Genomic DNA, 20319 nt, shown 5'->3' with positions numbered 1-20319 from the left:
CTTTTCAAATATCCTATACTCTTCTTTTTTTTCTTAACCTGCACCCATTATGAGGAATTGCGGTTTTATCTGCAATTGAAGTCACAGTCAACCCACAGCTCTGAAGTGCTTTAACCGCAGCTTCGGTACCAAAGCCAGGACCGCGAATTATTACAGAGACAACCTTCATACCAAATCTCTCCATTGCGTTCTTCGCAGCAGACTCCGCAGCCTTACCTGCAGCATAAGGTGTGGATTTTCTCGAACCTGAAAAACCACATGCACCCACAGAAGTTTGACATAGCGTATTACCATGAACATCAGTTACATTTACAAAAGTATTATTAAAAGTTGCACGAATATGGACAACACCAGTAATAAACTCCTTCTTACTCTTACTAACCGTTTTGACTTTTTTCATTAAAACTCACAATAATAATAAATTTTATTTTTTCCCAGCAATAGGCAACCGAGATCTACCTTTACGAGTCTTAGCATTAGTATGAGTCCTTTGCCCTCTCACAGGTAAACCTTTTCTATGTCTCACCCCTCTATAGCATCCCATTTCCACTAAAGATTTTATGTTCATAGCCACTTCTTTTCTGAGCTCACCTTCTATAACATAATTTTGTCTAATGAAACCGCTGATCTTTTCTATATCTTCATCTCGTAATTCTGAAACACGTTTGCGCTTATCAACTTCGCAAGCGTGACAAATTACATTCGCAGTAGCAATACCTATACCATATATATAAGTTAATGCAAAAGGAACACATTTCCTCACTGGAATATTTATGCCTGCAATACGTGCCACTGGTACCTCGATACTTTATTAATAACAACTCTTAATTTATACCATAAAACAACTCAGAGTCAAACCAAATTACAAGAAATTTTACTTTCAATCTCTTGCGTTACCTCATCAACACTCAAATTAGCGTCAATTGTTAATAATTTGCCTTTATAATACTCGCGTAAACCTTTCATTTGAAGGTGATATTCACTTATTCTCTTATTAATTGCAGACATATCAGCATCATCAATTCTTTTCTCTAACCTCGTACTTTTACATTTAGCACAAGTAGTACTCTTAAAAGAAGATACACTATATATGCTTTTACAGTCCAAACACGCGAGACGATTTTTTAACCTATCGATTGCAATATTATCGTCAAGCTGCAGCTCAACTACAATGTCAACATCCCTATTATATTTTTCTTGCAAAACTTGAGTCAAAAAATGAGCCTGGTTTAAATTTCTCGGAAAACCATCTAATAAGCAATTATCATCCACTAATGCAATCTGGTCACGTAATAATCCACATATAATTTCATCTTGAATTAAATTACCAGATTCCACGGTACCCTTTATTTTTTTACCTAACTCACTACTGCTAGATATAATATTCCTTAATAAATCCCCTACTGAAATTAATTTTAAATTATATTTTGCTATTAACAAGCTTGACTGAGTACCTTTACCAGAACCTGGAGGACCAAAAATCGTAATGATCATCTTACTTTCCTCGTTTTAGACTCATATTTCTTTATCCAGTTGTCGTACCTATTTGAAAAAATATAAGATTGTATTTGCATAATAGTATCAGTAATAACGTTCACTATAATCAGTAAGCTCGTCCCACCAAAAATAAATGGTATATCATAATAATATCTCATAACTTCAGGTACAGTACATATGACTACCAAATACGCAGAGCCAATGAATGTCAACTTAAAAACTATATCTTGAAGGTAATCAGAAGTATGTTTCCCAGGCCTTCTACCAGGTATAAAACCACCATTTTTTTTAAGAAAATCTGCGTTTTCCTCTGGATTAAATATAAAATTGGTATAGAAAAAATTAAAAAATACTATCAGCACCAAATAGGCTACAATATATACTACTTTATTTGCCATAAAGTAATTCAAAATAAAATCAGAAAAAGCGTGCCCCTTATAGAAATTTGCAATTGAAATAGGTGTCAATAAAATTGCATTAGCAAAAATGGTTGGTACTACACCAGATAAATTAATCTTCAATGGAATATAAGTAAAATCGTCATTATGTAATCTTTTAAATTGCTTTTTAGGATGTTGAACAATAACCTTTCTATAAGAAGACTCTACAAAAATGACTAAGAGTAGCAGCAAAAAAAACAATACCAAAACAAAAAGGATAATAAATAACGATACGCTACCGTTTTTATTTAACGTTAACAAAGATGACAAAGCGCTGTGTAACTCTGATATTATACCCGTGAAAATGATTAATGAGATACCATTGCCTATACCGCTAGCGCTGATTCGTTCACCAAGCCATATTAAAAGCATAGTTCCACCTAAAAGGCTGAAAACACCTATTGTACGAAACATAACACCAGGTTCGATTACAACCAATACCCCTTCCCTATTCATCCCTTCCAATCCAACCAAAATTGGAATTGATTGAAATACACAAATTACTATGGTCAGATAGCGTATATAAGAATTCATCTTTCTACGGCCTGACTCTCCATCATTCTTAACTTCCTTCATTCCTTTAATCGCAGAAGAAAGTAACTGAATAATGATAGAAGCCATTATATATGGCATAACGTTCAATGCTAGAATTGTCATTCTAGCCAATGCACCACCAGAAAATAAATTAAATACTCCAAAAACGCCTGAGCCATCTTTGGGAAATATATCATTAATTACATCAAGATTAATTCCAGGAATAGGCACATAAGTACCCAAGCGATAGCAAATTAAAGCTATTAGCGTAAAAAATATACGCTTTAATAAATCGCCTTTATATAACAACGTAGGATCCAAGCTATTAAATGCTGATTTATTGCCCATGACTTACGATAGTATTTCCACACTACCACCAACTGAAGCTACAGATTTTTTTGCAGCTTCTGACGCAAAATCAACATGAAACACAAATTTTTCGCTCAACTTACCTTTATTAAGAAGTTTAATTTTATCCTTAATAGACTTTATAAAACCTAATTTATACAGCCTCTCCTTATCTATAACAGAGTCTTTCACTATTTTTTTAGCTTCCATTAAGCGCTGTATATCGCCAACATTAATTATAGAGTATATGCTCCTACGTATAGGCTTAAAACCTCTTTTAGGCAAACGAGTATATATAGACTGTTGTCCACCCTCAAAACCATTTATAGAAACTCCACTTCTAGCCTTCTGCCCTTTATGCCCTCTACCGGATGTTTTACCTTTACCACAACCGATACCTCTACCCAGCAACTTAGGCTTCTTTTTCTTAGATAATTTAGTAAATATAGAGTTTAATTTTACAGCATTATTCATACTTTACCTGTTTCCAACTATCTCGCTAATCTTTTTGCCTCTTTTGCTTGCTACCTGACGAGGAGATAACATACTATCAAAAGCCTTAAACACCGCACATATAACGTTATGAGGATTATTTGATCTAGTGGATTTAGCTACCACATCCTTTATACCTAACACCTCAAAAACTGATCTAATCGCTCCACCAGCAATAATACCTGTTCCGGCTCTTGCGGTTCTTAAAACTATCTCACCAGAACAAAATTTAGCTTTAATATCATGATGCAAAGTTCTACCTTCACGCAAGTACACTCTAATCATTGATTTCTTTGCAGCATTTACAGCTTTGACTCTTGCTTCAGCAACTTCTGCGTGCTTACCTATTCCACACCCTACCCTACCCTTCTCATCGCCAACAACAACCAAAATTGAAAATGAAAATCTTCTACCACCTTTGGTAACCGTTGTCACTCTTCGTACCGAAACTAAAAGCTCTGATAAATCATTATTATTTTGTAAATTCTTTATAGCCATATTCAAAACCTTCTAAAATTCAAATCCAGAACTTCTTAAAGCCTCAGCAAATTGAGAAACTAATCCTGTGTATTTATACGCTCCACGATCAAACGTAAGCTGCTGCTCTAATTTCATGCCAGACAGACGCTCAACCATTAAAGAAGAAACCTGTTTTATAGTTTCAGCGTTGACTTTCCCTTTACATACATCCTTAATTTTAGCATCCAAAGTAGAAGCTGAAGTGAGAGTTATTCCTTTTACATCATTAATTAACTGGACATAAAAATGCCTATTAGATTTAAATATGGATATACGTAAACGTTCAGCGCTCTTGTCAAGCTTCGCTCTATTACGTAACTTCCTTTTTTCAGAATTACTTAAAAAATTATACGATCTTTTCATTTTTATTACTTCTTTTTACTTACAACCTTACGCAGCATAAATTTGCCTTTTATTACAACACCCTTACCTTTATAAGGATCATATTTTCTAATTTTGCATATATCAGACGCCACCATATAGACCTTCTGCTTATCCATACCACTAACTACTAAGTGAGTTGGCTTTATGCACTTAATCTCAACATCTTTAGGCACTTTATATTTAACATTATGGCTATAACCAAGATATAAAGTCAAATACTTACCATCACACTCTGCCTTATATCCCACACCGTTAATCTCAAGATTAACAGAAAAACCATCAACCATGCCGTTAATGATATTATTAATATTACTCCTATAAGTGCCCCACATAGGCTTTATTTTATCATAATTATCTTTATCTTGATCAACAGAAAGCAATAGCTGATTATCAATAATCTGACACACAACATCCCTGATCAAGCTAACTTCCTTTTCAGCCTTAGCACTCTTTATTAACATACTACCATTATTATATTCAACTGAAACACCAGCAGGAATATTGATAGGAGCAGCACCTATACGAGACATGAATTTCTCCTATTATTTAAAACACACGACACAAAACTTCTCCACCAACCTTTAACTTATGTGCATTATAATCAGTCATCACTCCTTTGGGTGTCGATATAATAAAAATACCAAGACCATTATATGCTTTAGAAATGTCCTTATACTTAGAATAACGACGACAACCAGGCTTTGACACCCTAACTATGTCACTAATTACAGGTGACTTCTCATAATACTTCAATTTTACAATGAAAGAAGGTAAATTATCTACAACTTGCTTTTCATAATCAAGGATATACCCTTCCTCTTTTAAAATCTCCAATATAGAAGAATTCATCTTAGAAAATAGTACCCTTGTTGCCCTATGCATTGCCAATTGAGCATTACGTATCCTTGTTAAAAAATCACCAATACTATCAGATAACGCCACAATATACTCCTTATATTATATTTACCAACTAGACTTTGTAACTCCTGGAATTTGCCCAAAAGAACATAAATCACGCAAAACAATTCTACATAAACCAAATTTTCTATATACTCCTCTTGGTCTCCCAGTTAAAGCACACCTATTTCTAATTTTGGTTTTAGAAGAATTTCTAGGCAATTTTTTAATTAATTTATTTTGAGCTGTAAACCTTTCTACAATAGACAAATTCTTATTATTTATTATAGATTTCAATTTTTCTCTTTTTTCTTTATATTGATCGCACAACTTTATTCTGCGAAGATTTCTTTCTATCATAGATTTTTTTGCCATATATTTCTCCTCTCAATTAATCAAAAAAAGGAAATTTAAGAGCCAGTAATAATTCCTTTGCTTCCTTATCACTAACTGCACTTGTTATAATATTAATATCCATACCTCTAATTTTACTTATTTTATCATAGTCTATTTCTAAAAACGAGATATGTTCCTTTATACCAAAGGAAAAATTACCATTACCGTCAAATTGCTTCACACTAAATCCTCTAAAATCTTTTTCCCTTGGCAAAGCAATATATATCAATCTTTCTAAAAACTCATACATTTTATCTCTACGCAAAGTTACTTTGCAACCTACTGTAGCACCTTTTCTGATCTTGAAGCCAGAAATAGATTTTTTTGCAAAAGTTGATAAAGGCTTCTGCCCAGCAATCAAATATAGGCTATCAAGTGGTTCATTTATTGCTTTACTATCTGTAGCAGCATCTCCAACGCCCATATTGATACACACCTTGACAAGTTTAGGCACTTGCATTATATTGCCGTAATTAAACTTATCCTTCAAGGACTTTACTATGCTATCTTTATACAATTCTTTAAACATATCAACCTAATCTATCACTTCTCCAGAAACTTTTGCAAAACGCACTTTTCTACCGTCTATAACCTTAAACCCCACTCTAGTTGGAGTTTTATATTTAGGGTCCAATGTTGCAACGTTGGATATATCAATAGCTAACTCTTTATTTAATATACCACCACTACTACCAGCTTTTGGTTTAGTATGTCTCTTATGCACATTCACTCCAGAAACAATTACTTTCTTTTTAGCATCACGTGCTATAACTTTGATTACCTTACCAATTTTTCCCTTATCTTTACCAGTTAAAACTATAACGTCGTCACCACTTTTTATTTTAGCACTCATTATAAAACCTCAACAGCTAATGACATTATCTTCATAAAAGAACCAGATGATAACTTTTTTACCGGACCAAACACCCGAGTGCCAAGTGGTTCACCTTGATCGTTAATCAAAACTACAGCATTGCTAGAAAAACGAATTACAGAACCATCAGATTTTCTAATAGGGCTTTTCACCCTCACCACAACTGCTCTATATACTTTTCCCTTCTCAACTTTCCCTCTTGGAGTAATAGATTTAGTAGATACAATAACTGTGTCACCTATAGATGCAGACTTTCTACCACCCAATAAACCAATACAAAGCACTGCACGCGCGCCAGAATTATCAGCTACTTCCAACAATGTATTTTTTTGAATCATATAAATATCCTATTCAATGTGAGCTATTAACAATAACCCATTTTTTAGTAGTAGAAATAGGCTTGTGTTCTTGTATTAAAACCTTGTCCCCTTCTTTACAACTATTATTCTCATCATGTGCTGTATACTTCTTGTATTTTTTTATAACCTTTTTATACAGCTCATCCTTATACACTTGTAATACCGAAACCTTTACAGTCTTATCACACTTAGCCTTAGTTACAGTACCACAAAAAACCTTTTTAGGCATTCTTTTCCTCTCTTCTTCTTTTATTTAATGTAGTTAAAATACGAGCTATGCTCTTTCTTATTAAGCTAAAACGCGAAATATTGTTGCACTGGCCCAGCTTCTTTTGAAAAACCAAATTAACAAACTCTTTTCTCAAATTCACAAGAATTTCATGCAATTCTTGCGAGGACCTCGATTCAATGTCAGCTATATCCATTGCAACTCCATTTAATTATGATTAGATACAAATTTACACTTCATAGGAAGCTTAGCAGTTGCCTTTTCAAGCGCCAATCTTGCTAAATGCATGGGAACATCACTGCTAATTTCAAACAACATTCTACCGGGCTTAGCTTTAAATACCCAAAACTCAACACTACCTTTCCCTTTACCCATACGCACATCCGCCGGCTTTTTACTAACAGGGGTATCAGGAAAAATTCTTATCCACACTTTACCAGAGCGTTTTAATGTTCTAGATATTACACGCCTTGCAGTTTCAATATGCTTAGATTGAATCCTACCTGCTTCCATAGCCTTTAGACCATAATCTCCAAAAGATAATGTGCTACCACCTTTCGTGTTACCCTTAATTCGTCCTTTAAATACTTTTTTATATTTACTTTTTTTAGGAATAAACATTTCAATATACCTAATTAGTTACCAATATAAACCCAGACCTTAACTCCTATGATGCCATATATAGTTTTTGCTTCAGCAAAAGCATAATCTATATTAGCACGTAAAGTATGCAAAGGCAAACGGCCTTCTTTATACCACTCAGTACGAGCTATCTCAGCTCCGCCAAGGCGCCCAGAACAACTTACTTTAATACCTCTAGCACCCATCCTCAAACAACTTTGAATAGCTTTTTTCATCGCTCTTCTAAATGAAACCCTTTTTTCTAACTGCTGTGCAATGCTGTTTGATATTAAAACTGCATCTATTTCAGACCTTTTAACCCCTACTACATTCACTTCCACATTATTTTTTACTTTTTCAGCTATCTTTTGCTTTATCTTCTCAATATCCGAGCCTTTCTTACCTATTATCACTCCAGGTCTAGAAGAATGTATTATTACAGATACCAAATCGATCGTACGCTCTATAATTACTTTAGAAACACCAGCATGCTTAAAAGATTCATTTATATAACTGCGAATAGATAAATCTTGATGCAACCCTTGTTTATAACCCTTCTCAGCATACCAAATAGATGACCAAGTATTAATTATTTTTAACCTAAATCCTTTAGGATTAACGTTTCCCATATTTTTGCACTTTCCTTATTAATTTTCTATTTTTATGAATCATATAATTTCCCCCAATTTTACAGTTATATTACTATAACGTTTACTAACTCTATTAGCTCTACCCATAGCTTTTGGACATACCCTACGCAAAGTAAGAGACTTACCTATTAAAATTTCTTTTATATATAAATTATCGATATCCAATCCATAATTTTGAGCATTAGCAATCGCAGAATTTAATACCTTCCTTATAAGACCTGCAGCTTTCTTTTCACAAAATCTTAATTGCACAGTGGCAAAAGAAACTTTTTTATTACGTACTAAACCAGCAACCAAATTCAATTTACGAGGAGTTGATTTTAAAACCCTAGAACCAGCTTTAACTATTACATCTCTGTTTTTCATATCAATTACCTTCTTGTCGCCTTTTTATCACCACTATGCCCAGTAAATTTACGAGTGGGTGAAAACTCACCAAACTTATGACCTATCATATTCTGATCATTAACATTCACAGGAATGTAATCCTTACCATTATAAACAGCAAACTTTAAACCTAAACAATTAGGGAGAATTACAGAAGCCCTGGAATGAACTTTTATAGCCATGTTAACAAACCCCTTGTTTAAAGCATTATTCACCGACTTTAATATAGAAGGATGACAAAAAGGAGGCTTCCATGCAGATCTACTCATAAACTAACCTTTCAATTGTTTTATATACTTATCACTAGATTTATTTCTCCTTCGAGTTTTCTTTCCTTTTGTTGCAACACCCCAAGGAGTAACAGGATGACGACCACCAGAGGTTTTTCCTTCCCCGCCTCCATGAGGATGGTCAACCGGATTCATTGCAACTCCACGTACAGTAGGTCTAATCCCAAGCCACCTACTTCTCCCAGCTTTACCCAACTTTCTATTCTTATGGTCAGGGTTAGATACTACACCAATAGTAGCCTTGCAAGAAGATAAAATCAACCTAATTTGACCAGACCTGAGTCGTAATAAAACATATTGGCCATCACGACCAACGATTTGTGCATAACAACCAGCAGCTCTAGCAATCGCAGCACCATTACCTGGCTTCAGCTCAACATTATGAACGAAAGAACCAACAGGTATATGCTTGAGTAGTAAACAATTCCCTGGCAAAATATCAGCATCATTCCCAGCTGTAACAACATCACCTGGCTTCATACCTTGAGGAGCTAATATATAAGACTTAATATCATCTTCCTTATATGATATTAACGCCAAAAACCCACTTCTATTTGGGTCATACTCTATTTTTTCAACTATACCTTGACCACTTCTATTACGCTTAAAATCTATCACTCTATACTTCTTTTTGTGACCACCACCCCTATGACGAGTTGTAATTCTACCATGATTATTTCTTCCACCACTGGACTTTTTACCGGATGTAAGAGACTTTTCTGGCTCATCTTTTGATAAACCAACTTTACTTACTAACACAGTCCCACGAGAAGACGGAGTAACAGGATTAAAAAATTTCATACCCATACTAAACGCTCATTATATCTAATTTTTGACCATCCATCAAAGAAAAATAAACTTTCTTTTTCTGTTTTTCACAACCAATCACACCCCTAAAACGCCTATATTTAGGCTTAATTCTAACAACATTTATAGAAGAAATTTTAACATCAAATAGAGACTCTATTGCCAACTTTATTTGACGCTTATTTACATTTACAAAAACATACAAAGAATATTTATTAAACTTCTCCCTCAAAAAAGAGGCCTTTTCTGTAATTATAGGAGATTTTATTATATTATTATATTTGATCATAACAATCTACCTTCAAGATGCTTTAAAGTATCCTTTGTCAACATCACGCATTCGTGATTCAATATATCAAAAACATTTAACCCAATAGGTTTGATTAAGTCTACATAGTGCAAGTTTTTAGCCGCACGCAACAAATCATCTCCATAATCACCAACTATCAAAAAGGAAGAAAATTTAAAATTTTTAATACATTTACACATTTCAGACGTTTTCTTCACATCAATATTTAAATTATCCAGAATAATTACTTGATTATTTAAATACTTTAGAGATAAAGCAATTTTTAAACCAAATTTGCGTACCTTCTTATTAAGAGAATAAGTATGACTCCTCACAACAGGGCCGAAAATAATCCCACCACCTCTAAATTGAGGAGATCGCAAGCTCCCTTGTCTTGCCCTACCGGTACGTTTTTGACCATAAGGTTTAGCTGTTGTACCAGAGACATCACTAATACCTTTTGTTTTATGAGTACCAGCTCTTCTCTTCGCTAATTGCCATCTCACTATATCATGCAAAATACTCAATTTTTGCTTAGCAGAAAATATCAAAGGATTGAGCTGAGCAGTACCTACATTATCATTAGATAGATTAACTAAATTACATTCCATAACTAACTTACCAAATTACTAGCATCATCATTTACATCTAACAGTAAACCTACCGGAAAAGGAACATCTTTATGTAAAGATTTTTTAACTGCATCTCTTACAAAAACATAGGAATTTTTAAACCCAGGAACATTATTACCCTTCACAGCAATTATACTATTTTCATGATCAATGGATAATATCTTCATATTTTGTGCAGTTATCCTGCTGTTACCTAAATGACCAGCCATTTTCTTTCCTTTGAATACTCTACCAGGATCCTGACATTGGCCAGTGGAACCTTGTGATCTGTGAGCAATAGAAACACCATGAGATGCCCTAAGCCCACTGAAATTATGCCGCTTCATCACACCAGCAAATCCTTTACCTATAGAATAACCCGTAATATCAAGATATTGACCAACCACAAAATGATTGATTCCCACTTTTTTACCACATTCTATTCCCGACAGGTCATTTAATCTACTTTCGTATAACTTACATTTATTATTTATACCCTTTTTCTTTAAATATTCCAACTGAGGTTTTGCTATATTTTTAAAATCTCCTGTGCCTAAAATGACTGAATTATAGCCACATTTATCTTGTCCTTTTATATCAATAATATAAGTTTCGCTGAGATGCAATAAAGTTACAGCCATGCGACTATTGTCAGAATACATAGCAGTATGACCAATATTCATCATTAGTAAACCAATTCTCCCCAGCGAATTTATTCTCTTCATTTCCTTCTCCTAAACCTTAACTTCGTTGACTTTTAAATCCACTTCTACGCCAGCAGAAAAAGATAAACCTGTAAGCATCTGCATCATAGTAGGAGTAAGATCATGTAAAACAATCAAACGCCTAGAAGTTCTCATTTCAAACTGTTCACGAGATTTTTTATCAACGTGAGGAGATCTATTAACAATAAATTTAGAATCTTTCCTTGGCAACGCAATCGGACCAGATAATTTTGCACTGGACCGCTTTAATTCATCAACAAATTTTCGAACACACTCCTCCAATAAAGAACAATCGAAAGCCTTAATGTTAATATATATATCTTGCTTCATCTTAGTTACTACACTCACTCCAAAATTTCAGAAACAACACCAGAACCAACAGTTCTACCACCTTCTCTTATCGCAAAACGCAATCCCTTATCCATCGCTATCGGTACTTGCAATTCTACTTCTATACTCACATTATCTCCTGGCATTACCATCTCCTTCCCATCTAGCAATTTTACGCTCCCAGTTACATCTGTTGTCCTTAAATAAAACTGTGGCTGGTAATTCGCAAAAAATGGTGTATGCCTTCCTCCTTCCTCTTTCTTTAATATATAAACCTCCGCCTTAAACTTTCTATGCGGTGTTATCGTCCCCGGTTTCGCTAATACTTGCCCTCTCTCCACTTCTTCTCTTTTTGTTCCTCTTAACAATATTCCTACATTGAGTCCTGCACTTCCCTTATCCAGCAACTTCTTAAACATCTCAACACCTGTGCATATCGTCTTTTGCGTCGCTTTCAGACCTATTATCTCTATCTCTTCTCCCGTCTTTATCTCTCCCTTCTCTATTCTTCCTGTTACCACTGTTCCTCGCCCCGATATCGAAAATACATCTTCGATTGGCAATAAAAATGGTAAATCCACAGGCCTTGGTGGAACCGCCACATATTCATCTAACTTTTCCATCAATTTATCTATTGATTTCTTTCCATATTCGCTGCTGTCATCCTCCAGCGCTTTCAATGCAGATCCCACTACCACAGGAACTTCATCCCCTGGAAATCCGTATTTATTCAGCAATTCCCTCACTTCCATTTCTACTAAATCCATCATATCAGCATCAGCAACATCAGCTTTATTTATATACACCACGATATATCCAACACCTACCTGCTTCGCCAGCAATATATGCTCTCTCGTTTGTGGCATTGGCCCATCAACCCCTGACACTACCAATATCGCCGCATCCATCTGTGCTGCACCTACTATCATGTTCTTTACATAGTCAGCATGTCCAGGACAATCAACGTGTGCATAATGCCTTTTTTCCGTCTGATATTCAACATGCGCTGTTGCTATCGTTATCCCCCTCTTCCTTTCTTCTGGCGCCTTATCTATCTGATCATACGCTACAAAATTTCCATAATGCTTTGTTATCGCCGCTGTTAACGTTGTCTTCCCATGATCCACATGTCCTATTGTTCCCACATTTACATGCGGCTTTCCAAATGCTTCCACTATTGCTGTCATAATTTAAACTTTTCTACCTAAAATACAAATACATCAATAAATAATATGTTGATTTTATAAAAATACAACAAAAAAAAGAGCGGATAGTGGGAATCGAACCCACGTCACTAGCTTGGAAGGCTAGAGCTCTACCATTGAGCTATACCCGCACAATGGAGGAGGTAGGATTCGAACCTACGTACGCTCACGCGGACAGATTTACAGTCTGTTACCTTTAACCACTCGGTCACTCCTCCGCAAAAATTTGTTAAGAGAATACTATTTTAGCATCTTAACTTAAGCTCTTATTGTATTTAATACTAAACGCCTAAAATTAAAAAATCAAGCAATAAAACCTACCCTGATTAAAATCACGCAGATTTCATTTTATACAACACAATATTGTCAATAAAACGTTTAAACAAATAATGCGAATCATGCGTACCTGGCGCTTCTTCTGGATGGTATTGCACAGAAAAGACTGGGTAATCCTTCATCATTATTCCCTCTACACTATTATCAAATAGAGAAATGTGAGTAATTTCAACATTACTTAGAAGAGAAGCTGAATCAACAACGAAACCATGATTTTGGCTAGTGATCTCAACTTTTCCACTAATTACATCATAAACTGGATGGTTACTCCCTCGGTGACCTATATCCATCTTGATGGTCTTTGCCCCCAAAGTAATCGCAAGTAATTGATGGCCCATGCATATGCCAAAAATTGGTATTTTAGATTTTATAATAATGTCTATTTCTGAAACTACACTTTCTCCTATTTCTTGCGGATCACCAGGACCATTTGAAAGCACTATACCATCTGGATTCATACTCAACACTTTTTGAGCAAAACCTGTGCTTGGTCTGATTAATTCAACTGTACAACCAAGTTCTATTAAGCGTGAAACTATACTGATTTTTACGCCAAAATCAACGATTACAACCCTATATTTTGCATTAAGGTCTCTTTTAAAATTACTATGCAAGCTAACTTTATTGGTTATTTCTATCCCATTTACAGGTTTGTATTTCTTCAATTCATCCAACACATGCGTCTCGCTTGACGGGTATATCATTCCATTTTGAGATCCATGTTCTCTCAAATGTCTCGTTAAAGCTCTAGTATCAACTCCTGATATCCCAATCACGTTATTTTTCTCTAACCAATCATTTAAACTGATATATGAAGAAGAGTGGGACATAGAAGAAAGTTCACGCATAACCACACCACTTGCAAAAATTTTCTTTCCTTCATTATCTTTATGGTTTACTCCAATGTTACCAATATGAGGAAAAGTGAACGTTATAATTTGATCGGCAAAAGAAGGATCAGTTATAGTATGCTGATACCCGGTCATACCAGTGGTAAAACAGATCTCACCTATGCACTTGCCTTTTTTACCTACTGATTTTCCCCAAAAGCATTTACCATCTTGTAAAATTAAAACTGCGTCCTGCACTTCATTATCTATTTAACTGATTCAAAACAGTATACAAGAATTTCAAATAATACGTAACTCTTTCTAAAACTCCAAATTCAACCATAAGGCGGCGAAGAACAATATGAAAAAAATTTTTAACACGCCCTTCCATAAAATATGTTGACTATCTCCGTATTTTATATTAGATATATTTAGTAGTTAAAAAATAGAGAGGTTAGTTATTATGCTAAGTGGGTTTCAGTCTAAAAATAAGTTACTAATTGCAGGAGCTGGTTTACTATTCTTTACGATGGTGTTGCCATCATTTTTTCTCTTAGCAAAAATAGCCATAGGATTAGCTATGACCGCAATTGCAATAATCGCGGTAAAAATTGTCTCAAAAATAATATCAAACGTTCTTGAAGAGAAGGAAGCAGGTCAAAATCAGGAAGCACAACAAACAACACAAAGTAAAATTATAAACCTGGCTATTGGATTAACATCTATATTGGTAGGAGGATTATCAATGCTCATTATAGCAAAAACTGGCTTGATTGCAGCATGTGCAGCTATAACTGCTTTAGCTCTACACGAATATGTTAAAAATGAAGAAATAGGAAAAGATATAAACAATAAATTCGATAAGGTAGCTGACGGTATCACTGACTTTATTGTTAGCAGTGTTGAAAAACTTATTCCAACAAAGCCGCCAGGCATAACAGCCTAAACTGTCTCCGTTCAGCAGAGTGGTTTAAGAAACAATAGATAGAAGGTTTTGAAAAGGGTTCAGCCTCCTTTGTTTCCAAATTAAGTATAATGAAATTATCTTTTCTGCTTTTAAACTTTCATTCTCTTTTCTATTTTTTGCTGCAAATCTTTGCAGAGTTCTAAAATATCTTACCTCACTTTTTCTCTATGATTATCTTTATTATCCTGTTTCGTCTACCTTATTTGCTACTCTCTTGAACGGACTCTCTCTTGAACGAACACTCTACAGTTACTCTTTCATCAATAGCTGAGCGAGGTGCACCGGAACCAGGTACAACAATATTTTCGTGCGATTGCGTACTCTTCTTTTCCTCATATGGTATTTGCTTAATGAAATGTGCTGCTAAAACTTCATGTAAAGCTTTACCTTTTATAAGCACAGCCTCGTTTTGCTTAGCTAATTCTAAAATTTCCTTTGGTTCAACATCTTTACCGTCAATAGTTGATTTTTTAATACTAACTTGACCTAAATTTATATTTAGAACAACAGCGCAGTTAAGGTCTTTTCCAGATTCATCTTTTGCACCCCAACTAATTTCGATGTCACATATTGCAAATTCTGTAAAGGAGTAGTTCCTCTGTTGTTTCTCATTCTTCTCAATTGTTACTATTCTTTTATCATTACTGTATATTTTTACTCTTTGTACCTCATTTTTAATTGTTTCCATCCTTTTAGTCTTTTCGCTAAAAAGACGACTAGTTTCTAAACTCTGTCCAGGTTTAGTAATGTTGATACTAAGATTATCATAATGATTAACAAGATGTCCTGCCTTTTTGTCTGGCCAATAACATCCATCAAAGAAACCAATTAGATCATCTTTGTTTAGAAATTCTTTTGCATCATTCATTCCTTCGTCAATTCGAAGAAGATATCTACCCAACCTCTTTTTAAAATTTTCTTTTAACTCCTCCTGATCTTTAGAAGTAAGCTTCTTATCCAATATATCCATTATTTCTCTTTGCTTACTTAATACCACATAGTTAAAAAGGAAAATGCTCTCCTTCTCCCGTCGATAATAGTTTGCTATTTTGTCAAATGGATCTGCTGGCCGGCCGTTATTATAATTTACAGAATCAGAAGAATCTTGACATTTATTATCCTTAAAATTGAAATTCAATTTTTCAAAATCTGATAACACTTCTTCTGCCCTATCTTTAAAAGACCGAAGTCTATCTTGAAGTTCTTTTCCATAACTCATTCCTTCCGCTTATTCAATATCACGTAATTAAAGAGGGAACTCTTCCCCTTCTTTTCATAATCGTCTGCTATTTTGTCAAAACACTTATTATCCTTAAACTCCAATTTCTCAAAATCTGAGAGCACACTTTGTACCTGAGTCTCATCGAATTGAAGATTTGCTTGAGGAGATAGAAGAGTCAACTTTTCTTCACTTTCCTTGGTACTCGAATTTTTGTAAAAACCATTACTAGAAAACATTTCACACCTCTATTGTTATAAGTAAACTTAATTATATCTTAATGCTAAATGTTGTAAAGCTAAAATTAGAAACTAAAAAAGCTAACATAAGTTCTGCATTGTTTGCAGCTTTATCAGCCTATTAGGCAGAATTATTAAAGAATTAGTTGAATAGGTATTATGATTCAATTTAACTCCATCCACAAGTTCTCCGCTTGTTACTCCAGTTGCAATGAACACTGATTCACCTCTTGCCATATCTTTTACGGCGTAGACTTTTTCTGGGTCATCAATATTTAAATTTTTTGCTCTTTCTCTTAACTGATCCGTATCAAGTACTAATCTTCCCTCCATCTGTCCGTCGATAGAGCTTAGCGCTGCAGCCGCAAGCACTCCCTCTGGTGCTCCTCCTATACCGATATACATATCATGATTGCCATTTATTAGTGAAACTATGGCCGCAACATCACCATCATCTATTAGTTTAATTTTTGCTCCTAATTTCCTGATTTTCTCTATTAATTCACTATGCCTTTCACGTTTAAGTACAGTTACCACGAGATCATTCACTTTGCACTTTTTTGCCTTGGCTAAATTGTCTAGATTCTTTTCAATGCTATTTTTTAGTGAGACTACACCCTCTGGAAGATTTTTTCCTACCGCTATTTTTTCCATATAAACATCAGGTGCATGTAAAAAATTACCTTTTTTCGTTGCAGCAAGAACAGACATTGCCCCTGGTTTGTAATGAGCACAAATCGTAGTGCCCTCAAGTGGGTCAACGGCAATGTCGATTTCAGGACCATTTCCAGTGCCAACCTTCTCGCCAATATATAGCATCGGCGCTTCATCTCTCTCACCTTCACCAATTACGATAGTACCATTTATTTCCATTGAATTTAATACTGTACGCATTGCATCAACTGCAACCTGATCAGCCCTTTTTTCATCACCAAAGCCTGCCAATTTATACGCAGCAAGTGCTGCAGCTTCGGTCACTTTAACTAATTTATAGGCTAAATCTTCCATCATTTGCTTTAAGAACTATATTCAATATATATCATGCTGCTTGAAACTGCAATATGTCTTGACTGGTTGTGGGAAAGTTGCTATAATAAACTAACATATAGTAGTAGGGTTAGTTATGATATATAGTAATGATGATATTAGAGAGTTGTATCTAAATATAAATGAGACTGTAAAACAGAAGCCTCAAGCAAGTCTTGAAGAATTAAGTAAAGAGCTAAATGCAAGAATTGATCTAAAGCAAAAATTTCATAATGGCTGTGTGTTGGGAGATTTACTATTAGCACTTGCAATTGAAAAAAGTAATCTAGATTTTATAAAATTTCTCTTTAAAAATGAGCTAAAAATTATTAGTATCATTTCCCAACAAGAAGAAACATGCCATATTCCCAAAACTATAAATGGTCAATCTATATTAAATTATGCTGTCCATTTTGGTAATACCGAAATTTTAGATCTACTCTTACAAAATGTTAACGCAGAACAATCAAAGCTAATACCTAAAAGCAAGCTGTACAAGTTGTGTCAACAATTAAAGAGTAATGCGTTAGATAAGGCTATAGACAAAAACAATGAAAAACTTGTTACGTTACTCGTGTCAGCGATAGAGGAGAAACAAGAAAAGCAAAAAATATCTAATGAGGAAATTAAAGTAGGATCTGGCAGTAATAGTAATGCCACTAGTAAATCTATAGCAACATCAACAAAAAAAACAAATCCAACTACTGTACCAAATAGTGGTAACGGTAGGAGTGTTATTAATAAACCAGTATCTCCTGTAGTATCAACAAACGCCGGCACATCCGCTATGTCAAGCGGTAATGATAAGTCTAGTAATATAAGAACTCACGGCGATGGTCTATCAAATCATACTATTACACCAAATAGTGGTAACGGTCAGCATCATAATAACAAAAATGAAACGCCTGTAGTAACAGTGCCTTCTATATTAACAAAGAAGACAAATACCAATCAAACTGTTACACCAAATAGTGGTAACGGTCAGCATCATAATAACGAAAATAAAACGCCTGTAGTAACAGGGATTGACCAAACTGCCACACCAAATAATGATAATAAAGCTAACGGCTTTGTAGATGCTCAATTTTCTATGCCAAATGAACAAGAAACTAAATATAAAGAGAGCAAAAAGGATTTTTACACCTCATTGACAAAAGATGTTGTTGGAGTTGTTATTACAGGATTATTCATTACTGCTGCTGTGATGGTTCCATTTGTAGCTGGTGCAGTAGTTTGCAGTGTCATAGCTGCTTTGATTGCAATATATACCGGGTTGCATGTAAAAAATTCTACATTACCAAGTTATAGGGAGATGAGAGGTAACCGTTCACGGAATATTCCCAATTAGGCAGGAATAGCGACTAAATTCTGTAGTTTCTGGACAGGATTCTGATCATTCAAACGTGCAGTCAAAAATATCGAAAGCATTCTTTCAATGAACTTTTCTCCACGTTCTGACCAAGTGAAAAAACTATTTTTACGATAAATGACGTACCGTCTAGCCTGACGTTCTGCAAGGTTATTGGTTGTCTCGATCAGATCAGGATTGCGCACGAATCTCCACATCATATCTTCAGAACGTAGTATATTGGCAGCCATTCTCGAGGCCTGAGTTCCTTTTGCAACCCTTGTTATCTCTCGCAAAAAATGTTTCACCCTTTTTCGAATCTTCCTCATTAACCGGAAAAATCTTAAATTGTCTATCAGGTTTTGTTTACGTGCTCTATCTACCACAAATACCCTGTTGCTCAGCGATTTTAATGCTGCGCCAATTCTGCTCACTTCAACATTTTTACTGTAAAAAAACCTTTCAAAGTCCCTTGCTAAATGGGCCCAGCATATCTGTCTGTTTTCACGATTAAAGTAATTATACGCAGCATACCTATCGCTTATAACTATTCCATCATACTCTGGCAATAGCCCTTTTAATATCTTCTTTCCGCGAGATCCAACTAACTTCATAAGTGTTGCTGTTTTATTCGTTACTACCCAACTCCAACCTTTCTTTCCCTGGTTCCTATGGCTTGTTTCATCTATATGTAAATACTTGCTTTTCCGTAGCTCTTCTCTTATTTTTTCGTATTCAGATATACATTTTTCTGATACTCTACCCTCGGTCTTTGATACCAAACCTAGGCTTATATTCAGATTAAATATGCTGCTCAAAATTTGCTGTACTTCCCTTTTTGAATTGATAAAAAATCCACTAAAACTGCTAATTACTGCTTTTGCATTAGCTCCTAAAAGATCCCTTGTCACACCTTCAGGCAGACTAGCTGAGATCCTTTTCTTACACGCCTTACAGTAGCCTTTTTGTAGCCTATATTCAGTCACTATCGGTTTAATTTTTGGCAATTCAACCTTTTGATGCACAGTTTCTTCTTCTAAAATAACTTGGCTTCCACACATGCAAATTGTATCAATTGAACATTTTACCACCTCATCTGCTACCATCAATTCCCGCTTGTGCGCTTCATGTCCTGGCTGCCCGCCTGGTTTTTTATCGCTCTTCTTTTTTGTCTTTTTGCGATATACATCTTGCGATGGTGGCAGCGATGAATTTTTTGAATTTAAACCCAGCTTATCCTCTAGCTCAATTATTTTTGTCCTTAACTTATCATTCTCTGCTTTCAGAGTACCAACTTCTGACTCCAATACCACAATCTTTTCTTGTAGCACCTCTATCATCAACCCCTCATCTATCTAGTTTATTGTTTTTTATACTAATTATGCAATTTTTGTAAACTACTTTCTTATACCGTGAATGGACAAAGTTGATAAGCCTAAACGCCATCATGTCTTTAGGAGAGTCTGCTAA

The 20319-nt window shown here is 34.9% G+C and carries 32 protein-coding genes and 2 tRNA genes; 2 read left to right on the top strand and 32 right to left on the bottom strand.

Features of this window, described 5'->3' with window-relative positions; translation table 11 throughout:
* Positions 1-13: 13 nt before the first annotated feature.
* From rpsK to carA, 28 genes are all read right to left on the bottom strand, one after another.
* Entirely contained in the window at positions 14-400 is a 387-nt protein-coding gene (gene rpsK, locus OPR21_RS01875; RefSeq protein ID WP_015589137.1) for a 30S ribosomal protein S11, read from the bottom strand.
* 24 nt (positions 401-424) lie between these two features.
* Positions 425-793, bottom strand: a complete 369-nt coding sequence (gene rpsM / locus OPR21_RS01870; RefSeq protein ID WP_010962745.1) for a 30S ribosomal protein S13 — start codon at positions 791-793, stop codon at positions 425-427.
* Positions 794-852: 59 nt separating this feature from the next.
* On the bottom strand, positions 853-1494 hold the full coding sequence (locus OPR21_RS01865; RefSeq protein ID WP_077188177.1) for an adenylate kinase family protein: 642 nt from the start codon (positions 1492-1494) through the stop codon (positions 853-855).
* Entirely contained in the window at positions 1491-2819 is a 1329-nt protein-coding gene (gene secY, locus OPR21_RS01860; RefSeq protein WP_010962747.1) for a preprotein translocase subunit SecY, read from the bottom strand. Before secY ends, OPR21_RS01865 begins: the two co-directional genes overlap by 4 nt.
* Before the next feature lie 3 nt (positions 2820-2822).
* Positions 2823-3293 carry a 50S ribosomal protein L15 gene (rplO, locus tag OPR21_RS01855; RefSeq protein WP_006279863.1) on the bottom strand — a complete coding sequence of 157 codons (471 nt, stop codon included), beginning with the start codon at positions 3291-3293 and terminating at the stop codon, positions 2823-2825.
* Positions 3294-3296: 3 nt separating this feature from the next.
* A complete protein-coding gene (rpsE, locus tag OPR21_RS01850; RefSeq protein WP_010962748.1) occupies positions 3297-3809 on the bottom strand; it encodes a 30S ribosomal protein S5 in 513 nt (170 codons plus the stop codon).
* Positions 3810-3821: 12 nt separating this feature from the next.
* On the bottom strand, positions 3822-4193 hold the full coding sequence (gene rplR / locus OPR21_RS01845; RefSeq protein WP_006279867.1) for a 50S ribosomal protein L18: 372 nt from the start codon (positions 4191-4193) through the stop codon (positions 3822-3824).
* 5 nt (positions 4194-4198) lie between these two features.
* Entirely contained in the window at positions 4199-4744 is a 546-nt protein-coding gene (gene rplF / locus OPR21_RS01840; protein WP_007551152.1) for a 50S ribosomal protein L6, read from the bottom strand.
* A gap of 16 nt (positions 4745-4760) precedes the next feature.
* Positions 4761-5156 carry a 30S ribosomal protein S8 gene (gene rpsH / locus OPR21_RS01835; RefSeq protein WP_007551150.1) on the bottom strand — a complete coding sequence of 132 codons (396 nt, stop codon included), beginning with the start codon at positions 5154-5156 and terminating at the stop codon, positions 4761-4763.
* Positions 5157-5177: 21 nt separating this feature from the next.
* Positions 5178-5486 carry a 30S ribosomal protein S14 gene (gene rpsN / locus OPR21_RS01830; RefSeq protein ID WP_006279345.1) on the bottom strand — a complete coding sequence of 103 codons (309 nt, stop codon included), beginning with the start codon at positions 5484-5486 and terminating at the stop codon, positions 5178-5180.
* Between the two features lie 16 nt (positions 5487-5502).
* Positions 5503-6036 (bottom strand): 50S ribosomal protein L5, encoded by a 534-nt coding sequence (gene rplE, locus OPR21_RS01825; RefSeq protein WP_010962750.1) that lies wholly within the window; start codon positions 6034-6036, stop codon positions 5503-5505.
* Positions 6037-6042: 6 nt separating this feature from the next.
* Positions 6043-6360: a 50S ribosomal protein L24 gene (rplX, locus tag OPR21_RS01820; RefSeq protein ID WP_006279347.1), complete on the bottom strand. Its 318-nt coding sequence runs from the start codon at positions 6358-6360 to the stop codon at positions 6043-6045.
* The gene (gene rplN, locus OPR21_RS01815; RefSeq protein ID WP_006279348.1) at positions 6360-6719 is read right to left on the bottom strand and encodes a 50S ribosomal protein L14; all 360 of its coding nucleotides are present in this window, start codon (positions 6717-6719) and stop codon (positions 6360-6362) included. Before rplN ends, rplX begins: the two co-directional genes overlap by 1 nt.
* 13 nt (positions 6720-6732) lie before the next feature.
* Positions 6733-6969: a 30S ribosomal protein S17 gene (gene rpsQ / locus OPR21_RS01810; RefSeq protein WP_007549925.1), complete on the bottom strand. Its 237-nt coding sequence runs from the start codon at positions 6967-6969 to the stop codon at positions 6733-6735.
* A complete protein-coding gene (gene rpmC, locus OPR21_RS01805; RefSeq protein ID WP_006279350.1) occupies positions 6962-7165 on the bottom strand; it encodes a 50S ribosomal protein L29 in 204 nt (67 codons plus the stop codon). The genes rpsQ and rpmC overlap by 8 nt, the downstream gene beginning before the upstream one ends.
* An 11-nt stretch (positions 7166-7176) precedes the next feature.
* Positions 7177-7590 carry a 50S ribosomal protein L16 gene (gene rplP / locus OPR21_RS01800; RefSeq protein ID WP_010962752.1) on the bottom strand — a complete coding sequence of 138 codons (414 nt, stop codon included), beginning with the start codon at positions 7588-7590 and terminating at the stop codon, positions 7177-7179.
* 14 nt (positions 7591-7604) lie between these two features.
* Positions 7605-8219, bottom strand: a complete 615-nt coding sequence (gene rpsC / locus OPR21_RS01795) for a 30S ribosomal protein S3 (RefSeq protein ID WP_010962753.1) — start codon at positions 8217-8219, stop codon at positions 7605-7607.
* A 39-nt stretch (positions 8220-8258) separates the two neighbouring features.
* Positions 8259-8606, bottom strand: a complete 348-nt coding sequence (rplV, locus tag OPR21_RS01790; RefSeq protein WP_007549821.1) for a 50S ribosomal protein L22 — start codon at positions 8604-8606, stop codon at positions 8259-8261.
* 5 nt (positions 8607-8611) lie between these two features.
* Positions 8612-8896 (bottom strand): 30S ribosomal protein S19, encoded by a 285-nt coding sequence (gene rpsS / locus OPR21_RS01785; protein WP_006279181.1) that lies wholly within the window; start codon positions 8894-8896, stop codon positions 8612-8614.
* A 3-nt stretch (positions 8897-8899) separates the two neighbouring features.
* Positions 8900-9724 (bottom strand): 50S ribosomal protein L2, encoded by an 825-nt coding sequence (gene rplB, locus OPR21_RS01780; protein ID WP_015589143.1) that lies wholly within the window; start codon positions 9722-9724, stop codon positions 8900-8902.
* 1 nt (position 9725) lies between these two features.
* Entirely contained in the window at positions 9726-10013 is a 288-nt protein-coding gene (locus OPR21_RS01775; RefSeq protein ID WP_015589144.1) for a 50S ribosomal protein L23, read from the bottom strand.
* A complete protein-coding gene (gene rplD, locus OPR21_RS01770) occupies positions 10010-10624 on the bottom strand; it encodes a 50S ribosomal protein L4 (RefSeq protein ID WP_012673183.1) in 615 nt (204 codons plus the stop codon). Before rplD ends, OPR21_RS01775 begins: the two co-directional genes overlap by 4 nt.
* Before the next feature lie 2 nt (positions 10625-10626).
* Positions 10627-11349, bottom strand: coding sequence for a 50S ribosomal protein L3 (gene rplC / locus OPR21_RS01765; RefSeq protein WP_265030081.1), 723 nt, complete (start codon positions 11347-11349; stop codon positions 10627-10629).
* A 9-nt stretch (positions 11350-11358) separates the two neighbouring features.
* Positions 11359-11679 carry a 30S ribosomal protein S10 gene (gene rpsJ / locus OPR21_RS01760; RefSeq protein WP_265030080.1) on the bottom strand — a complete coding sequence of 107 codons (321 nt, stop codon included), beginning with the start codon at positions 11677-11679 and terminating at the stop codon, positions 11359-11361.
* A 14-nt stretch (positions 11680-11693) separates the two neighbouring features.
* On the bottom strand, positions 11694-12866 hold the full coding sequence (tuf, locus tag OPR21_RS01755) for an elongation factor Tu (protein WP_236514841.1): 1173 nt from the start codon (positions 12864-12866) through the stop codon (positions 11694-11696).
* A 78-nt stretch (positions 12867-12944) separates the two neighbouring features.
* Positions 12945-13015, bottom strand: a tRNA-Gly gene (locus OPR21_RS01750).
* Positions 13016-13019: 4 nt separating this feature from the next.
* Positions 13020-13102: transfer RNA gene (locus OPR21_RS01745), tRNA-Tyr, on the bottom strand.
* 114 nt (positions 13103-13216) lie between these two features.
* Complete coding sequence (gene carA / locus OPR21_RS01740; RefSeq protein WP_236514842.1) at positions 13217-14308, bottom strand: glutamine-hydrolyzing carbamoyl-phosphate synthase small subunit; 1092 nt, start codon at positions 14306-14308, stop codon at positions 13217-13219.
* Between the two features lie 205 nt (positions 14309-14513).
* On the opposite strand from carA, the gene OPR21_RS01735 reads away from it, so the two are divergent.
* Entirely contained in the window at positions 14514-14996 is a 483-nt protein-coding gene (locus tag OPR21_RS01735) for a hypothetical protein (RefSeq protein ID WP_077188183.1), read from the top strand.
* A gap of 220 nt (positions 14997-15216) precedes the next feature.
* On the opposite strand, the gene OPR21_RS01730 is transcribed toward OPR21_RS01735, so the two are convergent.
* From OPR21_RS01730 to glpX, 3 genes are all read right to left on the bottom strand, one after another.
* A complete protein-coding gene (locus OPR21_RS01730; RefSeq protein ID WP_265030079.1) occupies positions 15217-16236 on the bottom strand; it encodes a hypothetical protein in 1020 nt (339 codons plus the stop codon).
* Positions 16233-16475, bottom strand: coding sequence for a hypothetical protein (locus tag OPR21_RS01725; protein WP_265030078.1), 243 nt, complete (start codon positions 16473-16475; stop codon positions 16233-16235). Before OPR21_RS01725 ends, OPR21_RS01730 begins: the two co-directional genes overlap by 4 nt.
* A gap of 81 nt (positions 16476-16556) precedes the next feature.
* Positions 16557-17483 carry a class II fructose-bisphosphatase gene (glpX, locus tag OPR21_RS01720; protein ID WP_077188185.1) on the bottom strand — a complete coding sequence of 309 codons (927 nt, stop codon included), beginning with the start codon at positions 17481-17483 and terminating at the stop codon, positions 16557-16559.
* A 115-nt stretch (positions 17484-17598) separates the two neighbouring features.
* Between glpX and OPR21_RS01715 the strand changes: the two genes are divergently transcribed.
* Positions 17599-18849: an ankyrin repeat domain-containing protein gene (locus OPR21_RS01715; protein ID WP_265030077.1), complete on the top strand. Its 1251-nt coding sequence runs from the start codon at positions 17599-17601 to the stop codon at positions 18847-18849.
* On the opposite strand, the gene tnpC is transcribed toward OPR21_RS01715, so the two are convergent.
* On the bottom strand, positions 18846-20189 hold the full coding sequence (tnpC, locus tag OPR21_RS01710) for an IS66 family transposase (protein WP_265022247.1): 1344 nt from the start codon (positions 20187-20189) through the stop codon (positions 18846-18848). The genes OPR21_RS01715 and tnpC overlap by 4 nt on opposite strands.
* Positions 20190-20319: the final 130 nt, after the last annotated feature.

The organism is Wolbachia endosymbiont (group A) of Philonthus cognatus (assembly GCF_947251755.1).
Lineage (GTDB): Bacteria > Pseudomonadota > Alphaproteobacteria > Rickettsiales > Anaplasmataceae > Wolbachia > Wolbachia pipientis.
The sequence above is the reverse complement of the archived record's forward strand: the minus strand, read 5'-3'. Positions and strand labels throughout refer to the sequence as shown.

Bases quoted from the DNA above. Each gene is read 5' to 3' on its own strand.
- rpsK (WP_015589137.1), bottom strand. From the start codon at position 400: ATGAAAAAAGTCAAAACGGTTAGTAAGAGTAAGAAGGAGTTTATTACT.
- OPR21_RS01865 (WP_077188177.1), bottom strand. From the start codon at position 1,494: ATGATCATTACGATTTTTGGTCCTCCAGGTTCTGGTAAAGGTACTCAG.
- secY (WP_010962747.1), bottom strand. From the start codon at position 2,819: ATGGGCAATAAATCAGCATTTAATAGCTTGGATCCTACGTTGTTATAT.
- rplO (WP_006279863.1), bottom strand. From the start codon at position 3,293: ATGAATAATGCTGTAAAATTAAACTCTATATTTACTAAATTATCTAAG.
- rpsE (WP_010962748.1), bottom strand. From the start codon at position 3,809: ATGGCTATAAAGAATTTACAAAATAATAATGATTTATCAGAGCTTTTA.
- rplR (WP_006279867.1), bottom strand. From the start codon at position 4,193: ATGAAAAGATCGTATAATTTTTTAAGTAATTCTGAAAAAAGGAAGTTA.
- rplF (WP_007551152.1), bottom strand. From the start codon at position 4,744: ATGTCTCGTATAGGTGCTGCTCCTATCAATATTCCTGCTGGTGTTTCA.
- rpsN (WP_006279345.1), bottom strand. From the start codon at position 5,486: ATGGCAAAAAAATCTATGATAGAAAGAAATCTTCGCAGAATAAAGTTG.
- rplE (WP_010962750.1), bottom strand. From the start codon at position 6,036: ATGTTTAAAGAATTGTATAAAGATAGCATAGTAAAGTCCTTGAAGGAT.
- rplX (WP_006279347.1), bottom strand. From the start codon at position 6,360: ATGAGTGCTAAAATAAAAAGTGGTGACGACGTTATAGTTTTAACTGGT.
- rplN (WP_006279348.1), bottom strand. From the start codon at position 6,719: ATGATTCAAAAAAATACATTGTTGGAAGTAGCTGATAATTCTGGCGCG.
- rpsQ (WP_007549925.1), bottom strand. From the start codon at position 6,969: ATGCCTAAAAAGGTTTTTTGTGGTACTGTAACTAAGGCTAAGTGTGAT.
- rpmC (WP_006279350.1), bottom strand. From the start codon at position 7,165: ATGGATATAGCTGACATTGAATCGAGGTCCTCGCAAGAATTGCATGAA.
- rplP (WP_010962752.1), bottom strand. From the start codon at position 7,590: ATGTTTATTCCTAAAAAAAGTAAATATAAAAAAGTATTTAAAGGACGA.
- rpsC (WP_010962753.1), bottom strand. From the start codon at position 8,219: ATGGGAAACGTTAATCCTAAAGGATTTAGGTTAAAAATAATTAATACT.
- rplV (WP_007549821.1), bottom strand. From the start codon at position 8,606: ATGAAAAACAGAGATGTAATAGTTAAAGCTGGTTCTAGGGTTTTAAAA.
- rpsS (WP_006279181.1), bottom strand. From the start codon at position 8,896: ATGAGTAGATCTGCATGGAAGCCTCCTTTTTGTCATCCTTCTATATTA.
- rplB (WP_015589143.1), bottom strand. From the start codon at position 9,724: ATGGGTATGAAATTTTTTAATCCTGTTACTCCGTCTTCTCGTGGGACT.
- OPR21_RS01775 (WP_015589144.1), bottom strand. From the start codon at position 10,013: ATGATCAAATATAATAATATAATAAAATCTCCTATAATTACAGAAAAG.
- rplD (WP_012673183.1), bottom strand. From the start codon at position 10,624: ATGGAATGTAATTTAGTTAATCTATCTAATGATAATGTAGGTACTGCT.
- rplC (WP_265030081.1), bottom strand. From the start codon at position 11,349: ATGAAGAGAATAAATTCGCTGGGGAGAATTGGTTTACTAATGATGAAT.
- rpsJ (WP_265030080.1), bottom strand. From the start codon at position 11,679: ATGAAGCAAGATATATATATTAACATTAAGGCTTTCGATTGTTCTTTA.
- tuf (WP_236514841.1), bottom strand. From the start codon at position 12,866: ATGACAGCAATAGTGGAAGCATTTGGAAAGCCGCATGTAAATGTGGGA.
- OPR21_RS01735 (WP_077188183.1), top strand. From the start codon at position 14,514: ATGCTAAGTGGGTTTCAGTCTAAAAATAAGTTACTAATTGCAGGAGCT.
- OPR21_RS01730 (WP_265030079.1), bottom strand. From the start codon at position 16,236: ATGAGTTATGGAAAAGAACTTCAAGATAGACTTCGGTCTTTTAAAGAT.
- OPR21_RS01725 (WP_265030078.1), bottom strand. From the start codon at position 16,475: ATGTTTTCTAGTAATGGTTTTTACAAAAATTCGAGTACCAAGGAAAGT.
- glpX (WP_077188185.1), bottom strand. From the start codon at position 17,483: ATGGAAGATTTAGCCTATAAATTAGTTAAAGTGACCGAAGCTGCAGCA.
- OPR21_RS01715 (WP_265030077.1), top strand. From the start codon at position 17,599: ATGATATATAGTAATGATGATATTAGAGAGTTGTATCTAAATATAAAT.
- tnpC (WP_265022247.1), bottom strand. From the start codon at position 20,189: ATGATAGAGGTGCTACAAGAAAAGATTGTGGTATTGGAGTCAGAAGTT.